This window comes from Syntrophomonas curvata, assembly GCF_052976825.1.
The window spans coordinates 3,194,920-3,207,650 of record NZ_CM129641.1 but is presented as its reverse complement, the minus strand read 5'-3'; the positions used below and the strand labels follow the sequence as shown (position 1 = coordinate 3,207,650).

At 47.8% G+C, this 12,731-nt stretch carries 12 protein-coding genes and 1 tRNA gene; 10 read left to right on the top strand and 3 right to left on the bottom strand.

Annotated features, from left to right (window positions below; all coding sequences use genetic code 11):
- Nucleotides 1–136: 136 nt before the first annotated feature.
- From ACU70B_RS14950 to ACU70B_RS14905, 10 genes are all read left to right on the top strand, one after another.
- Entirely contained in the window at nt 137–1,327 is a 1,191-nt protein-coding gene (locus ACU70B_RS14950) for an ABC transporter substrate-binding protein (protein WP_447184306.1), read from the top strand.
- A 67-nt stretch (nt 1,328–1,394) separates the two neighbouring features.
- Nucleotides 1,395–2,276, top strand: a complete 882-nt coding sequence (locus tag ACU70B_RS14945; protein ID WP_447184305.1) for a branched-chain amino acid ABC transporter permease — start codon at nt 1,395–1,397, stop codon at nt 2,274–2,276.
- 9 nt (nt 2,277–2,285) lie between these two features.
- Complete coding sequence (locus ACU70B_RS14940; RefSeq protein ID WP_447184304.1) at nt 2,286–3,254, top strand: branched-chain amino acid ABC transporter permease; 969 nt, start codon at nt 2,286–2,288, stop codon at nt 3,252–3,254.
- Nucleotides 3,232–3,999: an ABC transporter ATP-binding protein gene (locus tag ACU70B_RS14935; protein WP_447184303.1), complete on the top strand. Its 768-nt coding sequence runs from the start codon at nt 3,232–3,234 to the stop codon at nt 3,997–3,999. Before ACU70B_RS14940 ends, ACU70B_RS14935 begins: the two co-directional genes overlap by 23 nt.
- Nucleotides 3,999–4,703, top strand: coding sequence for an ABC transporter ATP-binding protein (locus ACU70B_RS14930; RefSeq protein WP_447184302.1), 705 nt, complete (start codon nt 3,999–4,001; stop codon nt 4,701–4,703). Before ACU70B_RS14935 ends, ACU70B_RS14930 begins: the two co-directional genes overlap by 1 nt.
- A 54-nt stretch (nt 4,704–4,757) precedes the next feature.
- Nucleotides 4,758–5,417 (top strand): CBS and ACT domain-containing protein, encoded by a 660-nt coding sequence (locus tag ACU70B_RS14925; protein ID WP_447184301.1) that lies wholly within the window; start codon nt 4,758–4,760, stop codon nt 5,415–5,417.
- Between the two features lie 102 nt (nt 5,418–5,519).
- Nucleotides 5,520–5,618 (top strand) — tRNA-Sec (locus tag ACU70B_RS14920).
- A gap of 215 nt (nt 5,619–5,833) precedes the next feature.
- Nucleotides 5,834–6,541: a M48 family metallopeptidase gene (locus tag ACU70B_RS14915; RefSeq protein ID WP_447184300.1), complete on the top strand. Its 708-nt coding sequence runs from the start codon at nt 5,834–5,836 to the stop codon at nt 6,539–6,541.
- Between the two features lie 139 nt (nt 6,542–6,680).
- Nucleotides 6,681–8,039, top strand: coding sequence for a Trk system potassium transporter TrkA (trkA, locus tag ACU70B_RS14910; protein ID WP_447184299.1), 1,359 nt, complete (start codon nt 6,681–6,683; stop codon nt 8,037–8,039).
- Nucleotides 8,036–9,490 (top strand): TrkH family potassium uptake protein, encoded by a 1,455-nt coding sequence (locus ACU70B_RS14905; RefSeq protein ID WP_447184298.1) that lies wholly within the window; start codon nt 8,036–8,038, stop codon nt 9,488–9,490. The genes trkA and ACU70B_RS14905 overlap by 4 nt, the downstream gene beginning before the upstream one ends.
- On the opposite strand, the gene ACU70B_RS14900 is transcribed toward ACU70B_RS14905, so the two are convergent.
- From ACU70B_RS14900 to ACU70B_RS14890, 3 genes are all read right to left on the bottom strand, one after another.
- Complete coding sequence (locus ACU70B_RS14900; protein WP_447184297.1) at nt 9,450–10,805, bottom strand: HD domain-containing protein; 1,356 nt, start codon at nt 10,803–10,805, stop codon at nt 9,450–9,452. The two genes, ACU70B_RS14905 and ACU70B_RS14900, sit on opposite strands and share 41 nt — an antisense overlap.
- 157 nt (nt 10,806–10,962) lie before the next feature.
- Complete coding sequence (locus tag ACU70B_RS14895; protein WP_447184296.1) at nt 10,963–11,814, bottom strand: ABC transporter permease; 852 nt, start codon at nt 11,812–11,814, stop codon at nt 10,963–10,965.
- Between the two features lie 4 nt (nt 11,815–11,818).
- Complete coding sequence (locus ACU70B_RS14890) at nt 11,819–12,730, bottom strand: betaine/proline/choline family ABC transporter ATP-binding protein (protein ID WP_447184295.1); 912 nt, start codon at nt 12,728–12,730, stop codon at nt 11,819–11,821.
- Between the last annotated feature and the right edge of the window lies 1 nt (nt 12,731).

Below are 12,731 nucleotides of genomic sequence, written 5' to 3'. Positions count from 1 at the left end.
TATCATCGGCTGTAGGATCGAGAAGGGTGGGATACTAGTAAGTTGTAACGGCTGTCGCAATGTTAGCGGTTAGGCGGGGAATCAAAGCACCTGATGAAATATTAGGTATTTGAATAATTAAAGAGGAGGAGTCCAAGTGTCAAGAAAAGGGTTTGGTAAAAGAGTAGCTCTACTGGTGCTGGCAGTCTTTATGTTGGCCGTAGTAGCTGGCTGCGGTGACGGCAAGGCGCCAGATAAGGTATCAGATGGGGATAAGGATAAGGCCGGGGATACCATCAAGGTGGGGATCAACTGTGAACTTTCCGGTCAAGTGGCCAGCTATGGGGATAACGCCAGAAATGGAGCCCTGATAGCAATCGAAGAGATTAACGAGGCCGGCGGAGTTTTGGGGAAACAATTGGAGCCTCTGGTAAGAGATAACCAGTCCAAGACTGATGAGGCCATGAACGTAAGTGCGGCTTTGGTTGATGAAGGAATGGTAGCTCAGATTGGCCCCCTGGTCAGCGGTGCGGTAGCAGGCAGCACCCCGGTTATGATGGAAAATCAGATACCGTTGATTGCACCGGCCGCAACTGCCAACAACGTAACCGTTGATGAAAAAACCGACAAGGTCAGAGACTATATCTTCCGGGTATGCTACCGGGATTCCGACCAGGGCAAAAGAATGGCTGATTTTGCCATAGATACCCTGAAAGTAAAGAAGGCAGCAATTTTTGGCAGCACTTCTGACGATTATGCCAAAGGATTGGCTAAATATTTCGAGGAAGAGTTTAAGGCCAAAGGCGGTACTATAGTAGCGGTAGAAGGTTTTATGAATGGCGATAAAGAATTCCGTGGGCCCCTGACCAAGATACGGGGCAAGAATCCTGATTTTATCTATGTACCCGGATACTATACCGAAGTATCAGTACTTATCAAACAGGCGCGCGACCTGGGCATAAATGTTCCCATCGGCGGCGGTGATGGCTGGGATTCACCCGACATGGTCAAGGTAGCTGGTGCGGAAGCACTAGACAATACCTATTTCACCAACCATTATTCGGTGGAGGACCCCGACCCGGCCATACAGTCCTTCGTCAAGGCATATCAGGCCAAGCATAAAAAGGCGCCGGATTCCTTTGCCGCTCTGGGATATGACTCAGTAAAATTACTGGCCGATGCTATCACCCGGGCTGATTCAGCTGACCCGGTAAAGATTAAAGAGGCTCTGGAAAAAACCAAAGATTTTGCCGGAATCACTGGAAAGATGAGCATTAATGAGCAGCACAACCCGGTCAAAAATATAGTAGTCATTGAATACAAGGACGGTAAACAGATATCCAGATAAATAAAACAACAGACAGATAAGGGAGGGGCAACCCTCTCTTTAACCTGTATTAAAGGATGTGCTCTATTTGCTCGAATTCATGCAACAACTGGTCAACGGATTATCGCTGGGGGCTATTTACGCCCTGATTGCGCTGGGCTATACTATGGTCTACGGCATCATCATGCTGATCAACTTTGCTCATGGCGACATCATGATGGTGGGGGCCTATGTCGGCTTTTTTTCCATATCCGTTCTGGGAAGCAACATCGTGGTAGCGATGGTTTTTGCCATGATTAGCTGTGCTCTTTTAGGGGTAGTAATAGAGAAGGTGGCTTATAAGCCGCTGCGTAACTCCACCCGCATAGCGGCTTTAATCACCGCTATCGGAGTATCGCTGTTTCTGGAATACACAACCCTCTACTTTTTGACTGCTCAGCAGCGGGTTTATCCCGCCAGCGCCTTCCCGCTGCACAATTACGAGGTATTCGGCCTGGTTATTTCCAATAAAGACATCTTTATCTTTATGTCAGCCATTATTCTGATGATAATACTGCAGTATATTATAAAAAGGACTAAAACGGGGAAGGCCATGCGGGCGGTGTCCCTGGATCGGGAAGCCGCTATGCTCATGGGTATCAGTGTGGATAGGATAGTATCCGTTACCTTTGCCATCGGCTCAGCCCTGGCAGCAGCTGCAGGGGTCATGATTGGTCTTTATTACAATGCTATTAACCCCCTGATGGGGATAATACCGGGCTTAAAAGCTTTTGTCGCCGCTGTTTTGGGTGGAATAGGATTAATACCAGGAGCCATGGTGGGCGGCTTTTTGATGGGGGTTCTGGAAACCCTGGTGAGCGGTTATGGCAGCAGTATGTACCGTGATGCAGTGGCTTTTGGCGTATTGATTCTGATATTGCTTATCAAACCTACCGGTCTATTTGGCAAAAATACCGGGGAAAAAGTGTAGGTGAGAACTATGGAAGATAAAAGACGCAGATGGGGCAAATTCCTGCTGGAGGTTATTGTCCTGGCAGCCCTGTTCACTGTGGTGCAGTATCTCATTACCACCGGATTATTGAATCGCTACTACCAGATAAACCTCACCCTAATGGGTATAAATATTATACTGGCAGTAAGCCTTAACCTTATCAATGGCTTTACCGGCCAGTTATCGCTGGGACATGCCGGATTTATGGCTATAGGGGCCTTTGCATCGGTTATAATGACCACTTTGCTGGAATATCCCTTTGTCATCGGCATCGTGGCGGCCATGCTGGCAGCAGCCCTGGCCGGGTTTATAATCGGAGTTCCCACCTTAAGGTTAAAGGGCGACTATTTGGCTATTGCCACCCTGGGCTTTGGCGAGATTATCCGGGTGGTTCTGCAAAACATCGATTACATCGGCGGTCCGGCCGGAATCAGCGGTATCAGCAAAATGACCACCTGGCCGGTTCTGTTTATAGCTACCGTAATAACCGTAGTGGTAATAGTCAACATGATAAACTCCAGTTACGGCCGAGCTATAATTTCGGTGCGGGAAGATGAAATAGCGGCTGAAATAATGGGGGTAAACACTACTAAATACAAGGTTTTGGCCTTTGTGGTGGGAGCCGGTTTTGCCGGTCTGGCCGGGGCATTATACGCCCATTATTTTTATATAATCAAGCCTGAGACCTTTAATTTTCTCAAATCATTTGACATACTGGTAATGGTAGTGCTAGGGGGTCTGGGCAGCACCACCGGAGCGGTTATAGCCGCAGCCTTTATAACCACCTTGAATGTCCTGCTGCAGGAATATGCTGCGGTCAGAATGATTATCTATGCTCTGATTCTGATAATTGTCATGATATACCGGCCCCAGGGTTTGCTGGGCAACAAGGAATTTACCCGCAAGAGCCTCGATAAGATTTGGAGTGGAAGACATGTCTCATCTGCAAATAAATAATTTGAATAAATCATTTGGCGGGTTAAGCGCCGTGTTAGATTTCGATTTTAATGTCGGAAAGCAGGAACTGGTGGGTTTGATTGGCCCCAATGGTGCAGGCAAAACTACCGTGTTTAATCTTATTACCGGGGTTTATAAACCCGACCAGGGTACTATCTGCCTGGAAGGCCAAGATATAACCGGACTGCATCCTTATGATATATGCAAAAAAGGGATAGCCCGGACCTTTCAAAATATCAGGCTGTTTAATGATTTGACCGTACTGGACAATGTAAAGATTGCCCTGCATATGGATGTTCCTTATAGCCTGACAACAGCCGTGTTGAGGCTGCCGGCCTTTTTCAAGGGGGAGGCCGAAATTAGTCGGCAAGCATTGGACTTTCTTAAGATATTTGACCTGGACAAAAAGAAGGATGAAATAGCCTCCAATCTGCCTTACGGTGAGCAGAGACGTCTGGAGATTGCCCGCGCCCTGGCTACCCGGCCCAGCCTCTTAATCCTGGATGAGCCGGCAGCGGGTATGAATCCTAATGAGACCAGGGGTTTAATGGAGCTTATCAACTGGATAAAAGAAGAATTTCAACTAAGCATCCTCCTGATAGAGCACGACATGTCGCTGGTCATGGGGGTTTGCGAGCGCATTTATGTTCTCGACTACGGTCAGATCATAGCCGAAGGCATACCCCAGGAGATACGCAACAATAAGCGGGTAATAGAAGCTTACCTGGGAGAGGAGGTAGAGTAATGCTGCAGATAAAGGAAATCGATGTCTATTACGGCGCCATTCACGCTCTGAAGAAATTATCCCTGGAAGTGGAGCGAGGAAGCATCGTCACCCTTATAGGAGCCAATGGAGCGGGCAAAACCACCACCTTAAAAAGTATATCCGGGCTGTTGCGCCCCAAAAACGGCGGCATTATGTTCAAGGATAAAGATATAACCAAAGTGGCTCCCGAAAAAATAGTAAGCCTGGGAATATCCCAGGTGCCGGAGGGACGCCGGGTATTTTCCTCCATGTCGGTTATGGAAAACCTGGAGATGGGAGCATATTTGCGCAGGGACAAAAAAGGGGTAGAAGCAGATATGGAGAATGTCTTCATACGGTTTCCCCGCTTAAAGGAGCGCCGCAAACAGTTGGCAGGAACACTCAGCGGAGGAGAGCAGCAGATGCTGGCGATAGGCCGGGCGCTGATGGCCAGACCTCAGCTCTTGCTCATGGACGAACCCTCCATGGGGCTGGCACCCCTACTGGTAAAAGAGATTTTTTCTATTATCAAAGACATAAATGAGCGCGGCACCACCATTCTGCTGGTGGAGCAAAATGCCAATATGGCTCTATCCATAGCCGATAAAGCCTATGTTATAGAGACGGGAGAAATTGTTTTGAAGGGCAGCGCCCATGAATTGATGAACAGTCCCGAAATAAAGAAGGCTTATTTGGGAGGATAGATGGCACAACCAACTGTAAGCCTGAAACCATATCAACGGAAGGGGGATTTTTGTATGAAGGTAAAGGAACGCATGGCTGCAGACGTTAAAACGGTAGAGATGGACAGCAGTATTACCGAGGCTTTTCGCTTGATGAAAGAGAACAATATCCGCCGCTTGCCGGTAATGGATAAAGGTAAACTGGTGGGAATAGTAACCCTGTCCGATTTAAACCAGGCTGCACCCTCATCCGCTACCTCGCTCAGCATTCATGAGCTTAATTACTTGCTGGCCAAGACCAAAATCCGGGATATTGTCCCCAAAAAGCAAAAGCTCTTAAGCATAAGCCCGGAAGCCTATATCGAGACCGCGGCCAAAATTATGCGCGAGAACACGGTCAGCGGATTGCCGGTAGTTGACGATGGTAATTTGGTAGGCATAGTCACCGAAACCGATATCTTCGACGCCTTTATCGATATACTGGGAGTCAGAAGAACCCATACCCGGATAGATTTTTATGTCAAACACCGTCCCGGCAGCCTGGCCGAAGTTACCGGTTTGATTGCTGCGCGGGACATAAGTATTATAAACACAGTGGTCTATTATGATGAAAAAAAAGAAAAATACAAAATGATTCTTCGCATAGAAGACCTTGATTATGAACCAGTGGTGGAAGAGCTAAAAGAAAAAGGATACGAAATAGAATCAGTCCTGATCAAGGACGCAAACGACTAGATCACGGCTTGACTCGACCGATAATACCGGAACCGAAGCTACACAAATTGACAATTATCGCAAGTGATTATATACTCATAGACGCGGGTAATAATTATTAATGGAAGCGGATCGGTCCTGGTGGGTCGCCTGGACTTCAAATCCAGTCTGCGCCGTAGTGATCCTGCGGTGGGTGGGTTCGATTCCCACACGCTTCCGCCAAACAAAGAAAAACTAAACGCTTGTGATCGGCAGCAGTCACAGGCGTTTTTCCTATAATGGGATAATTATCTGCTCTCAGATCCTAATAGCTGACCAACAATCAGCTGCATAAGGGAGAACCGGAGAGGCGAGCATGGCTTTATTGGCAGCAGGTTACTTGACAGGGAGCGGTTCAACATGCGCAGGGGGTTTTAACTTATATAGGAGTTAGTGAAATGCAGTTCTCGTTTAAATACGAAAATCGATTGATTCAATGTAAGGTAATACTGCGTAACCGTAAGAATATAACCATCAGGGTGGATGCCGGTGGACAGGTTACCGTGCTGGTACCGCCGGGAACCAGTGAAAAAATTATACGGGAGCAGGTAGAGAGTAAAGCCCGGTGGATATTAAAGCAAATAGACTATTTTAACTATCCGGCCTTTGCACCCCGCCAGTTTATGGAGGGTGAATGGTTTTTATATCTGGGGTGCGAATATCATTTGCACCTGGAGATTGATTCTTCCCTGACCAAAATGGAGGTAAAGCTTGATAGAGATAGGCTCGTGGTACTTACTCCAACAGCAAATGGGGGTATAATAAGGGAAGCGTTGGAGACCTGGTACCGCCGGCAGGCCAGGAAAAAGATTGCCGAGAGGATAGCCTGCTATGAGGATAGGATTGCCAGAGTACCGGGGCGAATAACCATCAAGTCCCAAAAGTGCAGGTGGGGAAGCTGCAGTGCCCGGGGCAACCTCAATTTTAACTGGAGGATTGTAATGGCGCCGGAAAGGGTTGTGGACTATGTCGTGGTACATGAATTATGCCATCTGCTGGAGCTTAATCATTCCCGTCGGTTCTGGGCTTTGCTAGCCCAGGTTATACCGGATTATAAGGAAGATAAAGAATGGTTGCAAAAGAATGCAATGAGAATGAGTTGGTGAGTTAAGCAGCGATAATGGTTTCGTTGTAAAATCTATTTGCTTATTGCGTAGTAATGAATATAATATGAGTTCGGGGTCAATTTAAAAAAACCCGCCGTAGAAGCTTTGAACCTAAATAAGATTACGCAGGTGATTATGGGTGAAGGTTATTATTATTGGCGCCGGTAAAGTGGGTTACAGCATAGCGCACCTGCTTTCCGGTGAAAATCATGATGTAGTGGTAATTGAGCAATCCCAGGAAAGACAGGAAATCCTGGAAGAGAACCTTGATGTGCAGGTAATTTGCGGCAGCGGTTCATCCACATCCGTACTTGAAGCAGCAGGTGTTCGCGGTGCAGACATGCTGCTGGCTGTTACCGAATTTGATGAGCTTAATATGGTGTCCTGCCTGCTGGGTAAAAAATATGGAGTGAAGACTACCGTAGCCCGGGTGCGCAACCCGGAGTACCTGGAGGTCAAGGATATTTCTTTTAAGGAAGCTATGGGGATAGACCTGATTATTAATCCCGAACGGGTTACGGCCATAGAAATAGCCCAGATAGTCGGTCACCCGGAGGCGATGAATGTTGATTATTATGCCATGGGTAAAGTCCAGATGCTGGAACTGGAGATTAAAAAAAATTCTTCTTTGATCGGCAAGAAAATCAGGGAATTGGACACCAGCGTTCCTTACAACATAATCTGCATTGAACGCCAGCAGAAAATCCTGGTGCCACGTGGCGATGATGTTCTGGAGTTAGGGGATCACATCAATATTATGGCCCGGACAACTGAAATGAGAGAAGTAGAAAGGATGCTGGGTTTCCATACCCCCAGGGTTGAGCATATAACCATACTGGGAGGCGGTCGTACCGGATTTTACCTAGCTCAGATTCTCGAACGACAGCGTCCGGATTTGCAGATTAAAATTATCGAAAAGGAGCTTCTGCGGGCCCGGCAAATATCACAAAAACTGAAGCATACCCTGGTGATTCATGGTGACGGCAGTGATTATCAGCTGCTGCAGGAGGAAAATATCGCCTCTTCCGACCTTTTTATAGCCGTAACTGATGATGATAAAATCAATGTTCTCTGCTCACTGATAGCGCGCAATATGGGGGTTAAGAAGACGGTTTGCCAGATCAAACGAACCGAAGTTATCCCTCTGGTGGAACAGATTGGCATCGACGCTATTCTGAACCCGCGCATGTTAACGGCGGGGGTTATCCTGAAATATGTACGGCGGGGGGATATTATTTCAGTTACCATTTTCGGTGACGATCGGGCGGAAATGCTGGAACTGCTGGCTCAGCCCGGAGCCGCGGCAATCAACAAAGAACTCCGCCATATAAAATTCCCCCTTGGCTCAGTAGTAGGAGCGGTAATGCGGAAAGAGGAGGTCATTATCCCTGACGGCAATTTCAGAATCATGCCCCATGACCGGTTGATGGTATTTTCCATACTTAAGAGCATTCATAAAACTGAGCGCCTCTTTCTTGACGGAGGTAAAATCAATTGATTAGACCGGCAGTAATAATAAGTAACCTTGGCCTATTGATAGCAATTATCGGTATAGCCATGCTGAGTTGCCTGCCCTGGTCCATTATTTATAAAGAAGGCATTACCGGCAGCATACTTTTGGCAGCAGCAGTGACCATCGCCAGCGGGCTGCTGCTTAAATACCTGTTCGCCACCGGGAAAAGCATGAATCTCAAAGAAAGTTTTGCCTTGGTGGGCCTGGGGTGGATAATCGCTTCCGTTTTCGGAGCTCTGCCTTTTTTGTTTTCCGGCTATCTTCCTTCATTCGCCGATGCTTTTTTCGAAACGGTATCAGGTTTTACAACTACCGGCGCCAGTGTGGTTAAGGACGTAGAGGCCTGGCCCAAGGGATTGATGTTCTGGCGCTGCCTAACCCAATGGCTGGGAGGCATGGGAATAATCGCTCTGTTTATTGCCGTTGCTGCCGGAATGGGAGCCAGGGGCAATCAACTCTTTAAGGCCGAGGTACCCGGGGGTCCTATTTCGGATAAAATTAGTCCTCGTATTCGAGAAACCGCCCAGAAGCTCTGGATAACCTACATAGTAATCAGCGTAGCCTGTGTACTGCTGTTACTGATTTTTGGCATGGACCTGTTCGATGCGCTCTGCCATACCTTTGCTACTTTGTCGACCGGAGGATTTTCGACCAAGAACAGCAGTGTCGGTTATTACAGCAACCCCTTTATCCAATGGACCATTATAATATTCATGTTCATAGGAGGAACTAATTTTACCCTGCATTATTTAGCCTATAAAGAACGCAATCCTCTGGTCTATACCAGGAGCGCGGAATTTAAGCTGTATGCTGCCATAGTTATCCTGGCCAGTCTGATTGCAGCGATAAGCCTGGGGTCCGCGGGATTATTCGCCGGCTGGGAAGAGAAACTTAGAGCCGCCGCCTTTCAGGTGGTATCCATTATGACCACTACCGGTTTTGCTTCTGCTGACTATGATCGCTGGCCGGCCATGGCCGCCGGAGTAATCTTTTTGATGATGTTCGTAGGCGGGTGTATAGGTTCAACCGGCGGAAATATTAAGCCGGGCCGATACTTGATTATGTTTCACCGCGGGGTGATTGAACTTAAGAAAATGATCCATCCTAAAGCAGTGCTGCCCTTACGTTTCGGAGGACGGGTGTTAGGGGAAGAAATGGTGATTAATGTAGTGCAGTTTTTCTTTCTTTATATCATGTTTCTGGCGCTGGGGGTTATGGTTTTGAGCATGCTGGGGTTAGACGTGTACAGTAGCCTGACTGCTGCGGCAGCCTGCCTGGGGAATATCGGACCCGGATTTGGGCTGGTGGGCCCTACTCAGAATTACAGCTTTATACCGGATATGGGCAAATATCTGTTGAGTATTCTTATGCTGGTTGGACGCCTGGAAATTTTCCCTATTCTGGTTCTTTTTCTGCCGGAATATTGGAAACAGTAATCTTCTCCAGCAATTCCCGGGCGACGAGCAAGAGTTTTGGAGCGGATGGGGTGCGCAGTTTACTGATATCCAGGTCGTTTATGCGGATGCGATCCAAGCCGTCCGCATCCTTAAATAGTTTATAGAGGATAAGCAAACGCTCTGTATCTTTCACATTGTATCTGCTTATTAAAGACAATGCCTGGTGGTCGTTGATACAGTGATTTTCTATAATGAAGCGAACTATTTCCTGTTCTTGAGATTTTAGGGCAATTAAATGCTGGGAGACAGCCTTTTTATAACTTTCGCGCCCGTGCTGGGGGTCAAAGTTATCGTTGCTGCGCCCGATATCGTGATACAGGGCGGCCAGGCAAAGCAATTCCCGGTCATTGCCACTAATATTCTCCATATAGGATAGAATCAGGCTTAACAGCAGAACCCGGTGAGTATGTGACAGACCGTGGATACCATAGGGATTATGGAAATATTTATCCGCCAGGAGAGAAGAGCAGCTTTCGTAAAGCTTTATAATACCCGTTCTTTCCAATTCCGGCTTGAGCCCGGCCAGGCTCATAAATTTCATTTCTTCAATATCTTGGGCATCTCCCGGAAAACAGATAAGCTCTTTTTCGTTGCGATACTTGATGCTGGCAACCACTTTTTCCCGGGGTATTTTGCCCTTAAAAACCTTCCCCCCTTGCCAATGGTAGGCATAGCAGATGGCGGTATTGATGTCAGTAGTCCAGGATGATGCCCGGGCTGCCGGGCTGTTTACCCCGTGCCCCCGGTAAACGTCTACGTAGCCCTGCTCATCAGTTGGCAAGGTTAACTCCTGATTTCTGCAGGCCTGAATCTGATGGATGAGCTCAGGACTGAAATCCTCCAGTTTAAGCCGCAAACGGGAAAAGATATACCAGAAGAGGCGGTATTTCTGTTCCTCCGGGATTGTGGGGAAAAGCTGCAGATATACCTCCAGGGCTATTCTTTTATCAATCAGGGCGAACAGGGAGATAAAGTCCCCTTTTTGCAGGCAGGCCTGCAGACGGGAGGTTTCAAAATCAATAGCCCGGGCTATGTCCATGGCCTCCAGGGTTGGGGCATTGAATGCCGGGATGTCTATAAGCACCAAATCACGGTAGTAGACGAACCAGGAAAAGGGGGCAAATTTATTAAAGTAAAAATCAGCGATGTCTGTACCCTGACTGGTCAGGAAATCCCTGCTTTCCTCGTAGCGGAATCTTTTGGGGCGAAAGGGCATCTGGGCTATTTCGCTCACCGGACGCAGGGCTACACTGAATAAAAGCAGCGGGTTTAACAACAGTTCGCTAATGTTCACCGGAAGCACTCCTATTATAATGTTGGTTCAAGACGGCTAAATCAACTGCAGTAGAAGGGACTAACAGAACCATACGGTTATTATACAATATATGTAATTGTTGTGAAAAACTCTTTACCCCCGATATAGCCATCAAGACTCTAACAGCGATACGACACTAATTGCGGGGACTTTCCCATTTGCTCACTGCACTCTGGCTTAAACGGTCAATTATTATGGCCAGCACTACTATGGCCCAGCCAGCTTCAAATCCCCGACCTACATCAACGCGGTTAACCGCTAAAAGAACTTCTTCGCCCAATCCGCCGGCGGCTACCATACTGCAGATAACTACCATGGACAAGGCCATCATGGTAGTCTGGTTAACTCCCGCCAGTATTGATGGCATGGCCAGGGGAAAACGCACTTCCCGCATCAACTGCCAGGGGGTAGCCCCAAACGCTATGGCAGCCTCCTGGATGGTCGCGGAGACCTGTCTGATTCCCAGGTTGGTAAGCCGCTGCACCGGGGGAATAGCATAAATGAAAGTAGCCACAATAGCGGGCACCTTACCCAGGTCAAAAAACATCATGGCGGGAATCAAATAGACCATACTGGGCATAGTCTGCATGGCATCCAGTACCGGAGTAAAAATGGCGTTAATCCGGTCGGAAATGCCCATGGCTATACCCAGGGGAACCCCTATAGCCAGGGATAGCAGTACTGATACCATTACTATGGAAAGGGTTTCCATGGCAATGGACCAGAGACCGAACATACCAATAGTAAACATTAGCAGCCCTGGTAGTAAGGTCTTTATAACATTATGGGTTAAGCGCCAGGCCAGCAGGGTGACAATAATAATCCACACCCACCAGGGAACACCCAGCAGGAGTGCTTCAACATTAATGAGCAGACTCCGCATACTGCTGGCAAAAGCATCAAATGCCGGGCTGAAGGTACGATAAAGCCAATCAATAAAGTCATTAACATAAGGTCCAACATGAAAATTAAATTGTGGGGGAAACAAGTTTTCACCTCCCGGAACCGACCGCCTTTTTTGCCTTTACCCCGATAGCAGGTATCGTGTTTACAGGGCTTTTTTTGTCGGTGCTTTCTCTTATCAAAGATATTTTCTGTTCGTTCTGTACGAAGCGCTGTACATATTCATCAGCTGGATTCATTACAATATCGCGGGGGCGGCCTTCCTGAACGAACGTCCCCTCTTTCATCACTGCCATGCGGTCGCCCAGGCGCAGGGCTTCATTAAGGTCATGGGTGACAAAAACCATAGTTTTATGCAGCTCTTTTTGTAAGCGCAGGAGTTCATCCTGCATTTCCCTTCTTATCAAGGGGTCCAGACCGCTAAAAGGTTCGTCCAGTAAGAGCAAATCGGCATCTTGTACCAGGGCCCGGGCAATTCCTACTCTTTGTTGCATACCCCCGGAAAGCTGGGCGGGGTAATGATTTTCCCAATCCCGCAGCCCTACTTTTTCGAGAGCCTGCCGGGCTCGAGTTTCTCTTTCCCGTCGCTCCATTCCCCGTAGCTTGAGTCCAAAGGCAGCGTTTTCCAGTACCGTTCGGTGCGGTAGAAGCCCGTAATGCTGAAAAACCATGGCCACCCGGGTGCGGCGAAATTCCGTCAGATGTTGCCGGTCCATGGCCGTTACATCCTGCCCTTCAACCAATATCTGCCCGTAATCAGGTTCAATCAGGCGCAGAAGACAGCGAATCAAGGTGGACTTACCGCTGCCGGAAAGCCCCATGACAACATAAACTTCACCTTCTGGCAGCCTGAAAGAGACATCACGGACAGCTACTACCTGGCCTTCCGCCTCCGTGTCACCTGAACCGGATAAATAATCCTCCATATTAAAGGGACTGTCATTATCCCCAAAAACTTTCCAGAGATGCTTTACTTCCATCAGATAACCACTGCTTTCCATA